Genomic DNA, 18,237 nt, shown 5'->3' on the forward strand with positions numbered 1-18,237 from the left:
CGCCCGAATTTTATATTATTAAAAAGTCAAAAAATTTATTTCTTCAGAACGGACATTAATTTCTCTGCGGCACCTTCTGACGAAGCGGGATTTTGTCCCGTAATCAGAAGGCCGTCCTGTACAACATGTACTCCCCAATTATCAGTCTTCGTATATTTTCCGCCGGATTTTTTAAGCTCATCTTCAACAAGAAAAGGTACAACGTCCGTTAACTGTACAGCTTCCTCCTCGGTATTCGAAAATCCGGTAACATTTTTATCCTTAACAAATGGCTCGCCGTTTTCGAGCATTATATTTTTAAAAACTCCGGGAGCGTGACACACTGCTGCTACCGGCTTTTCATTATTATAAAAATCAAGAATCAATTGCTGAGAATCTTTATCGTAAGCAAGGTCCCATAGCGGGCCGTGGCCTCCCGGATAGAAAACGGCGTCAAAATCAGCAGCTTTCTGCTCACTAAGTTTCTCCGTATTGGCGATGATGTTTTGTACTTCTTCATCCTGATAATAACGTTTTGTAGCAGGTGTCTGCGCATCCGGATCTTCACTTTTAGGATCAATAGGAGCCTGTCCGCCTTTTGGCGTTGCTACCGTAATATCAAAGCCCGCATCTTTTAATAAATAATAAGGCGCTGCAAATTCTTCTACCCAAAATCCTGTTTTTTTACCTGTACTTCCCAATTCGTCATGGGAGGTAACTACGAATAGTACTTTCATTGTATTTATTTTTTATGTAATTGTTTTCTTGAAAAATTTTTCAGTTAAAGATAATGTTCAGAGCATATTACTGTACAACTTTGTTGCCAATAAAGGTTAGATTCATATAAATGTGGTATGCGGTAAATAGATAAATAAAATGGAAATATTTTGAAATAATCATTTCATTACTTCATAATCTGAAAACTTTATGAATTATTTAAGAAACTATTTTATCAGCAATAGTATCGGCTTTTAAGCAAGTGGCCACTCTTTTTCCTGCGGTATCACAAAAATCGAGACCGGAATAATCGGGATTGAGGCCTGCAATATATGGAACAGCCATAATAAAGAGATTTTCCGTAGCTTTTCCGTAGTAATCCAGTGCCTGAAAATAATCATTGATATTCAATCCGTCAACACGCAGATAATAATTCTCAGAATCTGTTTTGAGAATTTTTCTGTTATCTTTCTCAAACTGCATTTTACCCACATTTGTATCTTTAAATTTAAGATATCCGGAGCTGATGAGTCCTTCTTCCCTTAACGTCCTGAAAGGAATGTCATTAAACTGTACCGGCTGCTGCCCGATGGCATCAATATACATTTGGTAATGATCAGATTTTTTATCTCCGGTATGATGATCGGTATAATGATAGACCGCTCCTTCTTCCTGATGAGGTTCTACGTAGCTTTCATCATCAACACTTATCAGATTAATAAGTCCCTGATTATACAAAGCAATAATTTCCCTGTACGAAGATTGAGGAAGTGAAGCAATAATTACGGAGATAAGCGGAAGTAAAGTTTTTTTCATCCTCATCATATCTTCTGCCGAAAAATGCTTGGCCGGATAATTAATCGCATAGCTGAATGCCGAAAGCGTCTCTTTCCATGCAATGGTTTGGTGTCTCTCAATTGATTTCTGTGCTTCCTCATACTCAGCTTTAAAAAGTTCAAAACTATCCAGCTCTTCCCGTATACTGAGCATTTTTTCTACAAATTGCTCAATGGTGAGATCTTTAATTTCATTGTAAAATTTTTCATTTTTTTTACGTAGCGGCTGCTTGAAGTTGCGTTCAAACACATAATTCAGGTCTATAAAACCACCATTTTTCTCCTTATATTCGTAGATTTCTTCCTGCGACATGATCCAACCTTCAGAAAAGGCGCTTCCTTCAGAATGGAATCGCAATGCCGGCAGATAGCCTCTTTTTGAAAATAAAGTGAGTGAAAATTTACTACTGTTTTCATTTAATTGATAGACTATTTCGCCATTCTTCTCACTGAATGTCCCGTTAAGCCGTGCCAGTGTTTTAATGGCATCAACAGCGGTGAGAGAAGTTCCACGTATAGCAACCGGGAAATTGGTAGGCGCAGAGAATTTTGATGGTGGATAGGGTGAATCGTACCAGCCTTTTATATGCTCTTCATGTTTTATAGGCCAGTGATGCCCGGTGCATAGTATTGCTGCTGAACACTCATACTGCCCGCTTTCTGTAATTATTTCAAAAAAGCCATTCTTCTTTCGAATATCCGTAACTTTTGTTTCCGTGAAAACTTTTACAGCAACCCCTGATTTTCTGGCGGTATTCAAAAGTATTTTGAATTGCTCTTCAAGATAATCACCCAAGATAAGCCTGGGGATTACTTTGTATTCCTTGATATCACGATAATCGGAGAAATCAGGATGATGAGGGTAGGGCTTTCTGTGAATAAAGGATGAAAAAGTTTCCGGCAATTCGGGAAGCTCATTGGCAGAAACGTTGGCAACATGCTCTTTGGCCGCACCTTCACGGCTATAAGGCATTCCTGCGCCAATTCTTGTACTTTTTTCAAAGATATATAATGTCCGCGGATATACGTTTTCGGAGATGAGATGCTTCACTACAAATAATGCAGCCGGCCCGCCTCCGACAATACCAATACTGTCGATTTTTTCCATATCTATACTTCTGTTTTGCAGTAATTTTGATTATAAAAAAGACTGTTCAATAGTAAACACTAATTGAACCTGTTTTTTTATTTGCAGTCATGTTGGAGTATTCAAAGCGTATGCCACGACATACCTAGGTATGTAAGAATATCATGATAATAGAGTTTATTTAGAATAGTAAACAGTGATAATATATTACATGATCCTTGAAAATTCTTCAGCAAAAAGTTTTACCTGGAGTGGCCTTTTCTTTTCATCCACATCCAGTCTGTTATAAAATCCGGTTTTCACAATGACCATTTGCTTTTCTGGGATCATAATAATAAACTGGCCTAAAAACCCGTAAAAAAATCGATATTTTAACGATGTTTCATCATCAGCCCATATGGTGAAGCAGAAAGCATCATTTACTTTTGTAGGGGTCAGCATTCTTTTGCAGTACGCTTCGCTGATGAGCTGTTGCCCATTCCAGCTGCCATTTTGCATAACCAGCTGCCCAATTTTAGCAAAATCTCTCGATGTTGCATGGATACAGCAGAAGGATTTTTCCACCCCTTTTTGATCGATGCTCCATTTTGCAGGAGATTCCATGCCGAGAGGCTGCCATATTTTTTCAGAAAGGTAGGTCGCAAGATCTTTTTGGGTTGCTTTTCGTAAGGCAAGACCCAGAAGCTGGGCAGCGACACTCTGGTACTCATAGTTTTGTCCCGGCATTTCCTTACATTCGGTTTCAAAAGCCTGTTTTGCAAGATCTTCTACAAAATACTGTTTCGAATTTTCTGAGAAAGGGTGGTGATATTCTTCATTCCAGTCAAGTCCGGCCTGCATCGTCATAAGATGGTTGAGGGTAATATGTCTGCCGTATCTGCTTTTTTCGTAAGAAGGAAATATGGAAGACAGCAATTGATGTTCCGACTGCAGGTAACCGTCGTCAATCGCACATCCTACCAATAATGAAAGAACACCTTTTGCCATTGAAAAAGAATTCATTAAAGATGAAGCGTCGTGATCCTTCCAGTATTCTTCATAAAGAAGCTTTTTGTCGCGTATGATGACGAGAGATGAAGCTCTTGTTTTTTTCAGTTCTTTAAGAATAGGCTCAGTAAGCTCAGCAGAATTGTAGTCAGGAGACTTTTCCCACGGTTCCGGATTTTGGTTGGGGATACTTCTTGAGGAAAATATTTCTGCGTCATCACTCGACGGTGTCATCGGTCCTTTTCTGATATTTAATGCAAATGCTTTAAATATAAAGTGATAACCTGAAATAAAGATCAAGGCGATGCATGCTGAAATTGCGGCTATAAATACAGACAGGATTTTTTTCATAATGAAATTGAAGGCTCTGCTGTTTTTTTATTCAAAGGCTGTGCCGCCAATATTGAAATCCTGAATTGAAGGTGAAGAATCAGATTTTAAAGTAATAAAACTGAATTATTTAGGCTAAATATCAAAAGTGTAAACAGCCTTTATCAGTCTTTTATAATTTTTTCAATATTTAATTTGGCAAGCTGGAGCGCTTCTTCGGCCTCCTGAAAAATAATTTTCATGGAAATCTGGAAGCCATTTACCATAAAGTAGGTGACCTTACTTTCCGTGTCAAAGCTCAAAAAAGTTATCTGGTTAGCATTAATAATTAAAGGACTGCCTGAAGTTTTTGCACCGTCAATAGAATTGGGCTTGCTGATTTTGATGATGCTTGAGGCTTTAATGTAGATTAGTCCCTCTTTGGTTGCTTTTATGGTATAAGACACCTTAATTTTTTGCTAATGTACTAAAACATTGAAGACAATGTGGGAATCGTGGTACTTTAAACAAATATAATTACTCATAATCATTTATGGTTACCTATTAAATGTCAGGATTTTTGAATTTTATTTTGTGTTCTATACATCTTAGGAGACTTGGCTGTGACAGATTTGAAATATTTTCCGAAATGTGAATTATCGGTAAATCCAAGCTCGTAGGAAATTTCCGTCACCGAGAGGTTGGTATGCAGCAGGAGTCTTTCAGCTTCCAGTATGACGCGATTTTTTATAAACTGTCCCGCACTCAGAGCAAGATATTGTTTAATAAGCGTATTCAGATAATTTGGAGTCAGGTGCAGTTTTTCAGCATAAGGAGCTGTAGTTTTAGATTCCTTATAATGCTGGTCGACAAGTTCTGAGAACTTTTCTACGACTTGTCTTTTATGATCGGCAGGCGAATTACGCCCTTGCTTCATTTTTGAAGCTCTTATACACCTTAAAATAAATATCTTCAGCTGCATACAGATCATTTCTTTAGTAAACAGGCGATTTCTGCCGTATTCTTTTCTGATGATGTAAAAATTCTGCCAGAATTCTGCCACAGACGAAACATTGAGATCGATGATCTGCGGCATTTCGGCCATTGCGGTATCGCTTCGGATAAGTTTATTACCGGTATAAACATAATTGTAGAAAGACTTCGTGAACAGAACAGCATATCCTTTTGCACCGGATAAAAAATTGAAAGAGTAAGCCTGATTGTAATTTATGAAAACCAGACAGTCTTTTTTAATTTCATAAAGCTGATCATCAATAATTACTGAGCCTCCGGTATCTTTAAAAAGAAAAAGGGTATAAAACCGGTTTCTCCAATGCTTATTAGCATCAATTCTGTCAAACAATTGAGCAATAGGAATGATCAGTACTTCATTTTTCAGGTGGTGTACTTTCTCCAGATGATGAAGTTGCAGCGTTTTGATATCCTGTTTCAAAATATAAGCTTTTCCGTTTATCCATAAATCTTAATACCGCACAAAGCGTCTGGCATGGAACATCTGTTCAAATCATACTACTGCCTTTACAGGGGTGTTTTTTATTTTTCCTGTATTAATGATTTTCTTATCAACATAGTCTGAATTCATCGCCCGCAAAACAGCAAGATAGCGTACTCCGAAATTAAGCTCATCACCTACTTTCAGATTTTTGGTATCATCCGTAATGTTCAGAATCATCATATCTGAGCTTGCTCCCAGAATTTCAATCCCTTCGTGAAGAGGATAAACCTGTTTGATATCGATATCCAGAACACCCAGATCTACAATGGCCCGCACCGAAGTTTTATCCCGGTCTTTCTCATCATATTCAGGACTGTCGCCAGTAAGGTTTTTACCAACTTTTCCGGTAGGAACCATTGGTTTTTCAATTATTTCTATTACTTCTGCAGTCAGGGTAAAAACATCCTGATGCATCCCTTTGAGAACGGTATCGTTAAAAACGTCGGTCCCGAAGAAAAGACTTTCTCCAACGCGGAAATGGTTGATTTCTTCTGGAACATTTCCCTTGCTGAGAAGAGGAATTGTAACGGATGATCCGGCACTGATGTAGGGGATTTCTTTTTTAAAACGCTGTTGGGCATTTCGTCTGTAGGCTACGAGCTGACTTAATTTTCCGCGGTCGGGAAGAATACCGTTCAGGCATTTCAGGTTTGTTCCGATTCCCGAAACTTCAATATTCGGAAGCTTTAAAACTTCAGCGTAAAAGTCAGGAAGAGAATCAGCCATGATGCCTTCCCGAAGCTCACCCATTTCTATCATAATAACAATCCTGTGAATCTTTTTTTGTTTAAAAGCTTCTTCGGATAATGCTTTTATGGTTTCAAGTTCAGAATTAAAGCTTACATCTGCATATTTCACAATGCTTTCTGCAAGACGTTTTGCTGGAGGCTTAATGTAAACGGTTTTGGTTTCGGGTGACAGCTCTTTGATTTTTCTCAGATTACTGAGACGCGAATCACAGATATCATTATCTGTTACGGAAAGAAGACTTTTCAGGAATGTTTCATTTCCGCAGAGAAGTTTGGCAACGACTGCCCATTCTATTTTGTGACTGCTGAAAAGATGATTCAGAAAATCATAATTTTTTGCAAGCTTTTGTGTATTTAAAGTGATATAAGACATATTATTTTTTTAATCGCATTTCTAGATACTTTGTTTTAAATCCAAGCTTTTCGTAAAGATGCCTGGCGGGATTTTCGTTTTCACAGTGAAGTGCGATATCTCCTTCTGTGGTTTCGATAACCTTCTGCATTATTTTTTTTCCTATTCCCTGACCTCTGGATTCTTTATCTGTCGCGATATAAACGAGAATGTTTTCAGGAATATAGCCGCTCATGCCTGTTTTATTGACAACGCAGACTCCTTTTAGTGTTCCTGATTGTTGGTCTGTTGCGGTTACAATTGTTCCGCCGGGTTTATTTTCTTTTCCTAAGGCATAATTTATGGCTTTTTTGATGTCATTCTCATGATCACCGTACTTGCCGAGATGCTCGAAAAGGAATTCTGTAAATTTAATTTCAGTAGCTTCAGTAGTTTGTTTAGGGTTGTATATTTCTATTGTTATCATCGGTTGTTATTATCCCGGAAAGGGTAGTGTAATATCATAACCTGCCGGTTCCGGATCCTGGCCCGGGATGTCGCTGTCTTTAAAAAACAACAGCGGGACAGATGTGTTATTAATAATTTGTTTAAAAAAATTCTCTGAAAAGAATGACTTCCAGCTTTCTTCATCCTGATACGTAAGGATAATTAAATCAAACTCGGCATCTTTGGAAGCTTTGGAAATTTCCACGGCTTTATCATTGCTTACAACGAATGAAGTATAATGTTCGGTATTACTCACTTTCAGAGATTCTCTCATTTTTATAAAAGCTCTTCGAATGGCGGTAGGATTTTCATCTCCCGAGATTCCGAAAAGACTGATGAGTCCTTTGTTCTTTTCAGCAATGAGTTTTGATATCTCCAGTTTTTCATTAAGCTTTTCCAAGACTCGCACAGGCACCAGGATTTTCTCAAATTTGTACTTATGGGAACCTTCCGGCATTAAAAGTACAGAACAGTTCACTCCGGTGAGTATCTGATAGGATGATGATCCCAGAATCAGTTCACGAAGTCCTTGTTTTCCGGATGTTCCGGTTATAACAATGTCAACTGAATCTTCCTCAATAATTTTATTGATGCTGTTTGTGATTGTATCTGTACCAATTCGTGTTAAAAACTCAATATCATTATAGGACTGTTGCAGGGAATTTTTTATAAGTTCGAGGCTGTTTTCCGCATCATTATATTGTTTGCTTATGGTATCTTCTCCTACCATCTGCCTGCCGGTCCGGTCGATTATAAAAAATTTCATCACGTTATGAAACAGAATGATGCGTGCTTTATGACGCCGTGCCATATGTACGGCCAGCATAGTGGCGCTATCGGTCTTTACGGTAAAATCGATAGCAACAAGTATTGTTTTTATTTTGGTGTATTTTTCCATATCAATTGTGATTTAGAGTACAAAATTACGGCCAAGCATTGTAAAATAGTGTCACGATTTATTGATATTATGGTATATTTTACTTATAGAGTTGCGGTTAAATGATAAAAATATATTAAATATACTTTTATTTATAGCAGTTGGTGGCTTAAAAAAAATAAAAAAATATTAATTAAAAAATACAAGATGTAAAAAGTGGAGTTATTTCTCCTGATTTATTCTGTAAAAAGTCCTTTCTATCAATATTTACATTATATTTTAATGATTATCAATATATTAAAAATAATATGTTAGCCGCTCTTTTAAATTAATTCTCCTGTATGTCCAGATATATAAATTCTCAAATTAGAAAACTATTTTATATTTTAATGGATTTTTAAGTTTTATTTTGCATTTCTATTCTTAAATCCGAATATATTTTAGTAAATTTGAATTCAATATGCGGTGATATAAAAAATTCCGGAGTAAAATTTTATGTGCATTTTAGTATAGGAAATAAGAAGTAAATATTATATTTTTACTATGTCTAAATTTCGGTTGTAAAACTTATATTTAGATGCTAAAAATTATTTTTACTATGAACATAAAACTATTATTATCCGGAGTCTTATTATTGTCCCTTTTAGCGGCTTGTTCGGATAGGTATGAAGAAGAAAATCCATACCAGGAACCAATTGAAAGCTCTCAGGCTTTTAAACAAGCAGGTAAACAGGGCAGTGAAACGGCGAAAACAACAGATTCAACGAAAACCAAGGAAATTATCAATGCACCACAAGCAATCCCAACAGAATTCTCCACAGAGCAGGGAACAGCGGATACAGGAGAAACAATTGATCCGACAAAACCGGACAGGCCTAAGTAAACTCATTATTGAGATTACGGCTTCGGCTTTTGTCATTATTTCAGCTATATTGCCTTTTTTGAACAATATAGTAGGTTACTTTATTGATGTAAATGTACAGCTTGAGAATAATGCCGGTGTAAGAAGTCTCGATCTTGATTCTGCTATTTATTTTTTATCGATACCGGTTTGTATGATACTGTTGGCGCTGGGCGGTTTGTTCAGAGCAAACAGATTTACTTTCTATGCAGCCCTGATATCGGGATATTTTCACTTAAGCACCTATGTGAAATTTGTGTTTTTTAATCAGAACAAAATTTCGGCTATTGCAGATGCTGCAATAATCTGTCTGCTTTTAGTGATTATCGTCCTTGTATTTCTGCTTGACAGGTATTACAGGAAAATTTATCTCCTTGATAAATTTAATAACAGTACGCTTGAAAGATTTTCTTCCATATTATTTAAACGTTTAGGAAAAAATGAGTAGTCACAGAGAAAGATTAAAGATTCTTGTTGCTCTCTCGGATAAATTATGGGAAGATTATGACAATACGGTAATATCTGAGGAGGAATATATAAGAAAAATGAATTTGGTAAAGAAGGAAATTAATAACGGATTTATCAAAACCCTTGAAGAGCTGGAAGTATTTACCAGTGAACTTGGGTATATCGTTATGTCTGTGCCTACGAAAAGTTTCATCTACGGCTCGGAAAAGATTATTATCAACAAAAACTAAATTTATTTAGCAGGTGTTTTCATTGCTGAAAGAATTTCATGTAACATTTTATTCTGTTCTGAAATCGCTTTGCTGTATTTCTTTTCAATTTTACTGATCTGGCTTTGTAAAAACATTAATGTCTTGTCCTGAGCATTATACTGGGCAAAAAGATTCGCAAGCAGATCCCCAATTTTATCATTAAAATCATTAGTATAAAGATCATCATTCTGATGGTCTTTTTTGTTTTCTTCCGTTTGCGTCAGCAATTCACCTTCACCTGTAATAAGCCATACAAGATTATCATTCAAATCAGGATAAACTCTTAGGATTTTGGCAAGCTTGTCTACACCCAGGTCACTTTTAAGTCCGGCGCCTTTAAAATTCGATGCTGAAATCCCGGTTTCTCTGTAAAAAGATTCCTTTTTGATGTTGTTTGTTTCCAAAAAAATTAAAATTCTTTCTTTTGTAGTCTGAATTTTGTCCATAATTGTTTTTTTATAGTCGGAATTTAGTCTATATTTGCAAAGATAAAACAAAATTATAGAATATTAATACAAATGAAAAATTATATGCAATCGGCGAATGACTACTACCGTCATTTTATACAGCCAAGAGATTTTGTTGAATTCAGTTCCGGATATTTTCTTTCCGAAGGACTTTTTAGAATATCTGGTGAAACGCAATGCTACTGGCTTTTACAGATTATTTGTTTTCAGGAGAAAGCAGGGGGGCAACAACTGATGGAGTTTTGGAACCTGAAAAGGACAGAAGGACTTGAATATTTACTTCAGTGTAGAGACAGCTCAGGAAATGCTCTTTTTGAAAACACATTTATCTCGCCGGATTTTTTATTTGATGAAATCACAATTTGGAAGATGGGCAGTTATCTGATCTTACCGACTGAATATAATGAATTTGTAAAGCTTATCAAAAATGATGCAGTGAATCATCCTTCCAAAAAAACGGATGATCTTAAAATAGAATTGAACTAAATAAAGAACTAAGAATAATTTTATAAACTAATTTCATGAGTATTAAAAGAAACAAAAAAAGAAACTCCGTAAACACTCTTTACGATTCTTACACCTCAACAGAAGAACTGTTTGATTTCAAAAAAGGTTACAAACTAACGAAAGGAATTGTAGATGTATCCTCTGAAGAAGACTGCGACTGGCTTCTGGAGCTTATCCTGGAAGAACAATCGAAACTGAACTGTGACGTTCAAAACTGGCATCTTAAAAGAATTGAAGGAAATCTTTTTATGCTTTACTGTACCGATCAGAACGGCGTGGTACTTACTGAGGTAAATGATCTTTCAATCCGTTTTTATTTCGATGATCTCTTCTTACTGGTAAAGAACAACCTGCTTTGTCTGCCGATAGAATCGAAAATGTATGCATAAGCTTCAGCAGTACTTAGTACGCTTAAACCTAAGATTATTAAAAAAATAAAGTGCCGTTATTGAATAACGGCACTTAACTTTTCTGAGGTGTGAGCGGAAAAATATCCCAGTGCACCATTGCTGATATTGCTGGGTGGATTTGCCGGTGTTATTCCGCCTCCGGGGCCGCTGCCGGAAAGCTGAAGCAGGGCAGAGTAGAAGGTGTACACATTTTGATCGATGCACTGCATCTCCACATAAATAATATCTCCCTTCACCACTTTTATATCTCCCGGATCGCTGTCGTCATTAGGAAGCAGTAGTGGTCTCTGATTAGGCAATCCATTATTTACATTATCAGAAAACTCCGAGAAGAATTTCTTAGGATTATTGTTTACGGTAAAACTAAAAAGATAGCGGTTTCCCAACGCCGGAGGATCTGTAAAAACTGGAAGAAGCGTATAGCTTGTTTCACCTGCCACTACAAAAGAATCCTGCTGCAGTCCCTCGAAAGCAACCGGTAGAGGCATGGTGCTTTGCGCAATATATTCCTTTCCTTCCGCTTTTACATTTAAGGTGTATATTCTTCCCGGTTCGCCGGTAATTGTTGATGTTTTATAATTTCCATTACCTATGTACTGCAATACTTCAGAATGTCCCGCGTTATCATTCAATGTTACCTGTGCGCCTTCTACGGCAGGATACTCGTTGGCAGATGTAAAAGAAACCGATTTCGTGATTTTCACAATATAAGGTCCTGCCTTGTCGGTGATGTTGCCTTCGATTACAATTTTTCCGCTTTCATTTTCAAGTTCAAGATCAATTTCTTTTTCACATGAAGCTGTTATTGTAAGAGCTGCTATAATTAAAAATATTTTTTTCATGATTAAAACTTAAAATTGTAAGTGATATTAGGAACCCATCGGAACAGGGAAGTCTGTACGGCTCTTGTTGTTCCCGGATTGTCAGGATTGTCTTCGAAATTGATAGTATAGGCATTTTCGCGTCCATATACATTATAAATACCAAATGACCACGACCCTTTGAAACGCCCGTTTCCTGTTGGCTCATAGGTAGCATTCAGATCCATTCTGTGGTAGGCCGGCATCCTGTCTGCATTTCTGCTGCTGTATTGAAACACAGTCTGACCGTTTAATTCATACTTTCCTGTAGGGAAAGTCACTGCATTACCGGTGCTGTAAAGAAACAATCCGGAAAAAGACCATTTTGGATTGAGCTGGTAAGTTGCTACTAACGAAAGATCATGTGTTTTGTCCATTCTTGCGTTGTACCATTCGTTGTCATTGATTCCGTCAATTTTTCTTTCTGTTTTCGAGAGGGTATAAGAAATCCATCCGGTAAGCTTTCCGCTTTTCTTTTTGGCGATAATTTCAAGCCCGTAAGCTCTTCCTTTACCGAACAAGAGTTCGCTTTCCACATCTGCTGCCGTATCAAAAGTAATCTGCGCTCCATTCTTATAATCGATCTGGTTCTGCATCGATTTGTAATATACTTCAGTATTAATTTCATAATTATTATTGCTGAAGTTTCTGCTGTAGCCGATGCTTACCTGGTCAGCGATTTCCGGCTTTACGGTATAGCTGCTTCCGAGCCATTGGTCCGTAGGATTTCCGCTTCCGCTGTTGCTGAGTAAATGCAGATTTTGTGTATTTCTGGAATAACCTCCTTTTATGCTGCTGACTTCATTAATGCGGTAATTGGCCGTAATTCTCGGTTCGGGATTTACATACGTTTTTCCGAATTTTCCTTTTTCGAGAAATTCGGAATCGGTAAGAACTCCATTTTCATAGGTATTAAATGTATCGCCTCCTAAAACGCTGAACAAAGAAAGCCTTATGCCATAATTTACGGTAAAACTTTCACTTACTTTATAATCGTCGTTGATGTAAAAAGCATTTTCCCATGAATATCTCGGATTTCTCGGAAAACTGCTTACGCTCGTTCCTGAAGCACTGCTTGGTGTAATTGTATGATAAATAGACTGAAGACCGAACTTTACCGAATGGTTATTTCCAGCAAACCATGTGAAATCCTGTTTCAGATTCCAGTCTTCAATCTTGGAAGATAAACCAAATGTGTTGTTATTGCTGCTTAAGCTTACATTATAATTGTAATTGCTGAATATAAAAGAGGTATTGGAAAACAATTTACTGCTGATGATGCTGTTCCATCGCAGAGTAGCGGTTGTATTTCCCCAGTCTGTCGCAAACGTATCGCCTAACCCCAAAACATCCCTTCCAAAGTATCCGGATAAATAAAGCCTGTTGTTCTCATTGATCTGATAATTGGCTTTTAAATTTAAATCATAAAAATAAAGCTTGCTGTCTTTGAAATCATCGGTTGCTTTTAGAAAAACATCCGCATAGGTTCTTCTTCCCGAAACAATAAATGAAGATTTTTCCTTTTGAATAGGTCCTTCGACACTCAGTCTGCTGCTGATAAGCCCCAGTCCTCCGTTTACATTATATTCTTTGTTGTTTCCGTCCTTCATTTTCACATCAAGTACGGAAGAAAGACGACCACCGTATTGCGCAGGACTGTTGCCTTTAATAATGCTCGCATCTTTCAGCGCATCACTGTTAAAGGTGCTGAAAAAACCAAGCAGGTGAGAAGCATTGTATACCGCTGCTTCATCAAGCAGGATAAGGTTCTGGTCTGTGGCTCCTCCCCGAACGCTGAATCCGCTGCTGCCTTCTCCGTTGCTTTTTATGCCCGGTAAAAGCTGGATGGTTTTCATAATATCTTTTTCACCAAAAAGAACAGGCAGTTTTTCAATGTTTTTAATGCTTAATGTTTCCGTTCCCATTTGGGCAGAGGTAAGATTTTTATCCTTTCTCACTCCTGAGATCACCACTTCATCAATTTTAGCTGTTCTTTCTTCCTCTTCTCCTCCCTGGGCGAGCTGAAGATCCTGTTTTAGATTATCTTCAACAGCAATGCTCTGCCGGAAATCTTTAAAGCCGGGATTTGAAATGACTAAATGATACGTGCCTTTGGGAAGTGACAGAGAATAAAACCCGTAATCATTGGATACCACAGAAATAGTGGGATCTTCGGCTACTCTTACCGTAACCCCAATCATTAATTCTCCGTTTCTGATATCTTTGATGGTGCCGCTTACCGAAAATTTCTGCTGTGCAAAAACAGCCGTACTGAAGCAGATTGCTGCTACGGTAGTGGCAATTTTAAAGGATAATATCTGCATTCTGGTTTGTTTGATTGAGAATTTTATATACCATATTAAAGTGGCTAAAATTACAATTTTTATAGATACAAATCTACGAACAGGTTCTATTATTGTTTAAGGTTAATAACATAAACAGTATTATGAATCCTACTAAAAAAAGGGAGAGTATTTTCATAACAATTATGATTTGATGATCAATTATAGGCGAAACACTTTTTGTAAATGGAATTTATTTATGATTAATAGTTTTTTAATATTTATATTGATATAATTTAAAAATGTCGATTTTATTGAGTTAATTATATTATATGAAAGGTTGTTTTGAATATTTCCATATTGCTGATTTTTCTTTAAATTACAATTTCTTCATCATTATTTTTTTCATCATTAGCATTTGCGTAATTTTATTCTCTGTATAACAGAATTTATATAATATCAATACAATGGAAGGATATAATTATGGGATGATCGGTCTCGGAGTGATGGGAAGAAATCTTCTCTACAACATTGCCGACAACGGATTCTCGGTGGCAGGTTTTGATCTCGATGAAGAGAAGGTAAAACAGCTGCACAGCGATGCAACTTCAGAAATGAAAATCAAAGGAACAGGCTCTCTGGCAGAATTCGTGGAAGCATTGGAAGCTCCAAGGAAAATCATTCTTATGGTTCCTGCAGGAAAGCCGGTAGATGCCGTTCTGGAAAATATTTCACCCTTATTAAGCAAAGGAGACATCGTGATTGATGCCGGTAATTCCTACTTTAAAGATACCGACAGACGTATTTCCGGGATGGCTTCAAAAGGTCTTCATTTTATGGGAATTGGTGTTTCCGGAGGTGAAAAAGGAGCCAGAAAAGGACCAAGTATCATGCCTGGCGGAGACTCTGAAGCGTTCAGCCTTCTGAAACCTATGCTTGAATCTATTGCGGCTAAAGTAGAGGGTGAAGCTTGTACCGCTTATATGGGAAAAGGTTCAGCCGGAAACTATGTAAAAATGGTTCACAACGGTATCGAATATGCGATCATGCAGCTGATCAGCGAAGCCTATGATCTTCTGAAAAGAGGAGTCGATCTTTCTAATGATGAACTTTATGAAGTATTCAGAGAATGGAATAATGGTGAAATGAATTCATTCCTAATCGAGATTACCAGAGATATTTTTAAACAGAAAGATTCTCTTGGCAACAGTGATCTTTTAGATCAGATTCTGGATAAAGCCGGTGCAAAAGGAACCGGAAAGTGGACTTCAGAACAGGCTATGGAAATAGGCGTTTCTATCCCGACCATTGATATCGCGGTGACGTCAAGAATTTTATCCGCCTATAAAGATGAAAGAATCCAGGCTTCAGAACTCTATGCTGATAAAGAAATAATTACTCCGGAAGACAAGGAGCTGTTCATCCGCGAAGTGGGAGAGGCACTTTACCTTTCCACACTGATCAGCTATGCGCAGGGGCTGGCTTTGCTCATTAAAGCTTCTGAAGAATACGATTTCGGAATTCCATTGAAGGATGTCGTAAAAATCTGGAGAGGCGGGTGCATCATCCGGTCATTGCTTCTCGAAAAATTCTATGCGGCCTACACACAAAATCCCGAATTGACCAATATTTTACTGGATAAGGATATATCAGAATTGGTAAAATCTAAAATAAAATCTCTCCGCAAGACTGCTGCATTTGCCGTTACAAACGGAATTCCAAGTCTTGGCCTTCAGACGGCATTAGGATATTTTGATGCGTATACAACGAAATCACTGCCTGTAAATCTTATTCAGGCACAACGAGATTATTTCGGCGCACATACCTATCAGAGAATTGATAGAGAAGGAGTTTTCCACACCGTTTGGAACAGTACAAATCAATAAATTTCGGGAAAATGAATGAAAATAAAATCCTGAGGCCCACTACGATTATTATTTTTGGTGCCACAGGCGATCTTGCAAAAAGAAAACTTTTTCCGGCGTTTTATAATTTATATATAGACGGAAGAATGCCTAAAGGGTTTAATATCCTTGCTTTGGGAAGGGCAGACAATACGGATGAATATTTTAAAAATTACGTTAAAGAAAATCTTGAGAGCTTTTCAAGGAAAAAACTGACTCCGGAAGACTGGGCCGGTTTTCAGGCGCATATTATGTATTTCAGACACCAGCTGGATCAGGAAAGTTCTTATACAGATTTGCAGCAGAAGCTTAATGATTTCGACACCATTTACGGGACGAGGGCCAACCGCTTATTCTATCTTTCCATAGGACCAAATTTCATCTCCACGATCTCTAATCATATTAAAAACAGCGCACTTGCTTCCGATCCTAAAAAAGACAGGATTATTATCGAGAAACCATTCGGGCACGATAAACAGTCGGCTATCGAACTCAATAAACTCCTCTCCGAAACATTTGAAGAAGAACAGATTTACAGAATCGATCATTATTTAGGAAAAGAAACCGTACAGAATATTCTGGCTTTCAGATTCGGAAATTCTATTTTTGAACCGCTTTGGGATCACAAGCATATAGAATCTGTACAGATTACCGTTGCAGAAGAAGTGGGGGTAGAGACAAGAGGAAGCTTTTATGAACAGACGGGAGCATTACGTGATATGATCCAGAATCATTTGCTCCAGATTCTCTGCATGGTAGCGATGGAACCTCCCGCAACTTTAGAATCCGGTGAGATCAGAGACCGTAAAGTGGATGTTCTGAAATCAATCCGCAGAATTCCCGCCGATAAGGTAGACCATTATGCCGTGAGAGGGCAGTACGGAAAGAATACCATCAATGGCTTTGAAGCAAAAGGCTATCGTCAGGAAAACGGGATTGCACCGGATTCCAATACGGAAACTTTTGCGGCAGTAAAGTTTTATCTTGACAATGAACGTTGGGATGGTGTTCCTTTTTATGTACGTACCGGAAAAAAAATGAAGGAAAAGCATTCTTACATTACCATTCAGTTCAAACCGCTTCCGAATTCCACTTTTTCAGATACACAGCACCATCTTGCGGCTAACAGGCTTGTTATTAATATACAACCATTAATGGATATCAGACTGCAATTCATGGCCAAAAAGCCGGGACTTACCCTTTCACTTGAGCCGGTAGAAATGATCTTCGACTATTTCGTGTGTCAGGAAGATACTCCGGAAGCATATGAAACTTTATTGCTGGACGCCCTTTTGGGTGATCTTACCCTATTCATGCGTTCCGACCAGGTAGAAGAAGCATGGGATGTGGTAAAAACAATACAGGAAGCATGGGAAAACAATAAAGACGCTTCTTTCCCGAATTACAAAGCAGGAAGCTGGGGTCCCGATGAAAGCTTTACGCTGGTGGAAAGACAGGGCGATAAATGGTGGTAAATTAAATAAAGCAAAATGAATATCAGAATATTTGACGATTTAGAAACATTATATAAGGAAGCAGCCGAAATGTTTGCTGCCCTCTCTGTAAAATCAATACAGGAAAAAGGGCGTTTTGCCGTTGCATTAAGCGGGGGATCTTCCCCTAAAGCCATTTTTAAATTACTGGCAACCGATGAATACGCAGGAATTGAATGGAATAAAATCTATTTTTTTTGGGTTGATGAAAGATGGGTACCTTTAAACGATGAAAAAAGCAATGCAAAAATGACTTTTGACACGCTTTTGAATAAGGCTCCTGTGAATAAAGACCATATTTTCCCAATGTACAAAGATGATGTTCTTCCTGAAGACTATGCGAAAGAATATGAATCTTATATCCGCACTATTCTCGGTGATGAAGGTATTTTTGATTTTATTCTCCTAGGAATGGGAGATGACGGTCATACAGCATCACTTTTCCCCGGAGAAGAAATCCTTCATGAAAAAGAAAAATGGGTGTCTGCCTATTACCTGAAATCCCAGGAAATGTACAGAATTACCCTTACAGAGCCGATAATCAACAAAGCTGAAAATATCCTGGCTGTTGCCTTCGGTGAGTCTAAAAAACATGCATTGAATGAAATCCTGAACGGAGAATACCAACCGGAATTATACCCGATGCAGCTCATCGAGAAAAAGGAAAATTTCCTGTTTTTTACAGATCATAAAGCCATGGGAAAATAGATCAAGAAAATATATAATTCATCCTGCAGAACTTTCTGCAGGATTTTTTATGTTTATTAAAAAAATACATTTTGAAGATATATGATCCTTT

General features: G+C 37.6%; 19 protein-coding genes. 8 read left to right on the plus strand and 11 right to left on the minus strand.

The annotated features are described in order from the left end of the window. Positions 1-35: 35 nt before the first annotated feature. The 8 genes from HHL20_RS05975 to HHL20_RS06010 all read right to left on the minus strand — a co-directional run bounded on the left by HHL20_RS05975 (position 36) and on the right by HHL20_RS06010 (position 7,916). Positions 36-716: a type 1 glutamine amidotransferase domain-containing protein gene (locus tag HHL20_RS05975; protein WP_169230249.1), complete on the minus strand. Its 681-nt coding sequence runs from the start codon at positions 714-716 to the stop codon at positions 36-38. 199 nt (positions 717-915) lie between these two features. After that, a complete protein-coding gene (locus tag HHL20_RS05980) occupies positions 916-2,640 on the minus strand; it encodes an FAD/NAD(P)-binding protein (protein WP_169230250.1) in 1,725 nt (574 codons plus the stop codon). Between the two features lie 186 nt (positions 2,641-2,826). Next, positions 2,827-3,957, minus strand: coding sequence for a serine hydrolase domain-containing protein (locus HHL20_RS05985; protein WP_169230251.1), 1,131 nt, complete (start codon positions 3,955-3,957; stop codon positions 2,827-2,829). 143 nt (positions 3,958-4,100) lie between these two features. After that, positions 4,101-4,382: a hypothetical protein gene (locus HHL20_RS05990; RefSeq protein ID WP_169230252.1), complete on the minus strand. Its 282-nt coding sequence runs from the start codon at positions 4,380-4,382 to the stop codon at positions 4,101-4,103. 104 nt (positions 4,383-4,486) lie between these two features. Then, positions 4,487-5,368 carry an AraC family transcriptional regulator gene (locus HHL20_RS05995; protein WP_169230253.1) on the minus strand — a complete coding sequence of 294 codons (882 nt, stop codon included), beginning with the start codon at positions 5,366-5,368 and terminating at the stop codon, positions 4,487-4,489. A 72-nt stretch (positions 5,369-5,440) separates the two neighbouring features. Then, positions 5,441-6,553 (minus strand): alanine racemase, encoded by a 1,113-nt coding sequence (locus HHL20_RS06000; RefSeq protein ID WP_169230254.1) that lies wholly within the window; start codon positions 6,551-6,553, stop codon positions 5,441-5,443. Position 6,554: 1 nt separating this feature from the next. Further along, positions 6,555-6,998, minus strand: a complete 444-nt coding sequence (locus HHL20_RS06005; protein WP_169230255.1) for a GNAT family N-acetyltransferase — start codon at positions 6,996-6,998, stop codon at positions 6,555-6,557. A gap of 9 nt (positions 6,999-7,007) precedes the next feature. Continuing rightward, positions 7,008-7,916: a universal stress protein gene (locus HHL20_RS06010; protein WP_169230256.1), complete on the minus strand. Its 909-nt coding sequence runs from the start codon at positions 7,914-7,916 to the stop codon at positions 7,008-7,010. Positions 7,917-8,493: 577 nt separating this feature from the next. Here HHL20_RS06010 and HHL20_RS06015 point away from each other — a divergent pair. The 3 genes from HHL20_RS06015 to HHL20_RS06025 are packed head-to-tail and all read left to right on the plus strand — an operon-like array spanning position 8,494 to position 9,494. Next, positions 8,494-8,778 carry a hypothetical protein gene (locus HHL20_RS06015; protein WP_169230257.1) on the plus strand — a complete coding sequence of 95 codons (285 nt, stop codon included), beginning with the start codon at positions 8,494-8,496 and terminating at the stop codon, positions 8,776-8,778. A 58-nt stretch (positions 8,779-8,836) separates the two neighbouring features. Next, a complete protein-coding gene (locus HHL20_RS06020; RefSeq protein ID WP_169230258.1) occupies positions 8,837-9,244 on the plus strand; it encodes a hypothetical protein in 408 nt (135 codons plus the stop codon). Next, complete coding sequence (locus HHL20_RS06025) at positions 9,237-9,494, plus strand: hypothetical protein (RefSeq protein ID WP_169230259.1); 258 nt, start codon at positions 9,237-9,239, stop codon at positions 9,492-9,494. The genes HHL20_RS06020 and HHL20_RS06025 overlap by 8 nt, the downstream gene beginning before the upstream one ends. A gap of 2 nt (positions 9,495-9,496) precedes the next feature. On the opposite strand, the gene HHL20_RS06030 is transcribed toward HHL20_RS06025, so the two are convergent. Beyond that, a complete protein-coding gene (locus tag HHL20_RS06030) occupies positions 9,497-9,961 on the minus strand; it encodes a hypothetical protein (RefSeq protein WP_169230260.1) in 465 nt (154 codons plus the stop codon). A 72-nt stretch (positions 9,962-10,033) separates the two neighbouring features. On the opposite strand from HHL20_RS06030, the gene HHL20_RS06035 reads away from it, so the two are divergent. Continuing rightward, positions 10,034-10,468, plus strand: coding sequence for a DUF6876 family protein (locus HHL20_RS06035; protein WP_169230261.1), 435 nt, complete (start codon positions 10,034-10,036; stop codon positions 10,466-10,468). Between the two features lie 35 nt (positions 10,469-10,503). Further along, positions 10,504-10,878 carry a DUF6876 family protein gene (locus HHL20_RS06040; RefSeq protein WP_169230262.1) on the plus strand — a complete coding sequence of 125 codons (375 nt, stop codon included), beginning with the start codon at positions 10,504-10,506 and terminating at the stop codon, positions 10,876-10,878. Positions 10,879-10,934: 56 nt separating this feature from the next. On the opposite strand, the gene HHL20_RS06045 is transcribed toward HHL20_RS06040, so the two are convergent. Continuing rightward, on the minus strand, positions 10,935-11,741 hold the full coding sequence (locus HHL20_RS06045) for a DUF4249 domain-containing protein (RefSeq protein WP_169230263.1): 807 nt from the start codon (positions 11,739-11,741) through the stop codon (positions 10,935-10,937). A gap of 2 nt (positions 11,742-11,743) precedes the next feature. After that, entirely contained in the window at positions 11,744-14,083 is a 2,340-nt protein-coding gene (locus HHL20_RS06050; protein WP_169230264.1) for a TonB-dependent receptor, read from the minus strand. A gap of 425 nt (positions 14,084-14,508) precedes the next feature. On the opposite strand from HHL20_RS06050, the gene gndA reads away from it, so the two are divergent. From gndA to pgl, 3 genes are read left to right on the plus strand one after another with little or no spacing between them, the layout of a single operon-like run. Beyond that, positions 14,509-15,927: an NADP-dependent phosphogluconate dehydrogenase gene (gene gndA, locus HHL20_RS06055; protein ID WP_169230265.1), complete on the plus strand. Its 1,419-nt coding sequence runs from the start codon at positions 14,509-14,511 to the stop codon at positions 15,925-15,927. Positions 15,928-15,938: 11 nt separating this feature from the next. Next, positions 15,939-17,420: a glucose-6-phosphate dehydrogenase gene (gene zwf / locus HHL20_RS06060; RefSeq protein ID WP_169230266.1), complete on the plus strand. Its 1,482-nt coding sequence runs from the start codon at positions 15,939-15,941 to the stop codon at positions 17,418-17,420. 15 nt (positions 17,421-17,435) lie between these two features. Next, entirely contained in the window at positions 17,436-18,146 is a 711-nt protein-coding gene (gene pgl, locus HHL20_RS06065) for a 6-phosphogluconolactonase (protein ID WP_169230267.1), read from the plus strand. Positions 18,147-18,237: the final 91 nt, after the last annotated feature.

This window comes from Chryseobacterium cheonjiense (assembly GCF_012927265.1).
GTDB classification, from domain to species: Bacteria; Bacteroidota; Bacteroidia; order Flavobacteriales; family Weeksellaceae; genus Chryseobacterium; species Chryseobacterium cheonjiense.

What these genes read in the sequence shown, in the direction of transcription:
- HHL20_RS05985 (WP_169230251.1), bottom strand. Translation starts at nt 3,957, where the DNA reads ATGAAAAAAATCCTGTCTGTATTTATAGCCGCAATTTCAGCATGCATC.
- HHL20_RS06005 (WP_169230255.1), bottom strand. Translation starts at nt 6,998, where the DNA reads ATGATAACAATAGAAATATACAACCCTAAACAAACTACTGAAGCTACT.
- gndA (WP_169230265.1), top strand. Translation starts at nt 14,509, where the DNA reads ATGGAAGGATATAATTATGGGATGATCGGTCTCGGAGTGATGGGAAGA.
- HHL20_RS06030 (WP_169230260.1), bottom strand. Translation starts at nt 9,961, where the DNA reads ATGGACAAAATTCAGACTACAAAAGAAAGAATTTTAATTTTTTTGGAA.
- zwf (WP_169230266.1), top strand. Translation starts at nt 15,939, where the DNA reads ATGAATGAAAATAAAATCCTGAGGCCCACTACGATTATTATTTTTGGT.
- HHL20_RS06000 (WP_169230254.1), bottom strand. Translation starts at nt 6,553, where the DNA reads ATGTCTTATATCACTTTAAATACACAAAAGCTTGCAAAAAATTATGAT.
- HHL20_RS05975 (WP_169230249.1), bottom strand. Translation starts at nt 716, where the DNA reads ATGAAAGTACTATTCGTAGTTACCTCCCATGACGAATTGGGAAGTACA.
- HHL20_RS06040 (WP_169230262.1), top strand. Translation starts at nt 10,504, where the DNA reads ATGAGTATTAAAAGAAACAAAAAAAGAAACTCCGTAAACACTCTTTAC.
- HHL20_RS06025 (WP_169230259.1), top strand. Translation starts at nt 9,237, where the DNA reads ATGAGTAGTCACAGAGAAAGATTAAAGATTCTTGTTGCTCTCTCGGAT.
- HHL20_RS06050 (WP_169230264.1), bottom strand. Translation starts at nt 14,083, where the DNA reads ATGCAGATATTATCCTTTAAAATTGCCACTACCGTAGCAGCAATCTGC.
- HHL20_RS06015 (WP_169230257.1), top strand. Translation starts at nt 8,494, where the DNA reads ATGAACATAAAACTATTATTATCCGGAGTCTTATTATTGTCCCTTTTA.
- HHL20_RS06010 (WP_169230256.1), bottom strand. Translation starts at nt 7,916, where the DNA reads ATGGAAAAATACACCAAAATAAAAACAATACTTGTTGCTATCGATTTT.
- HHL20_RS06045 (WP_169230263.1), bottom strand. Translation starts at nt 11,741, where the DNA reads ATGAAAAAAATATTTTTAATTATAGCAGCTCTTACAATAACAGCTTCA.
- pgl (WP_169230267.1), top strand. Translation starts at nt 17,436, where the DNA reads ATGAATATCAGAATATTTGACGATTTAGAAACATTATATAAGGAAGCA.
- HHL20_RS06035 (WP_169230261.1), top strand. Translation starts at nt 10,034, where the DNA reads ATGAAAAATTATATGCAATCGGCGAATGACTACTACCGTCATTTTATA.
- HHL20_RS05980 (WP_169230250.1), bottom strand. Translation starts at nt 2,640, where the DNA reads ATGGAAAAAATCGACAGTATTGGTATTGTCGGAGGCGGGCCGGCTGCA.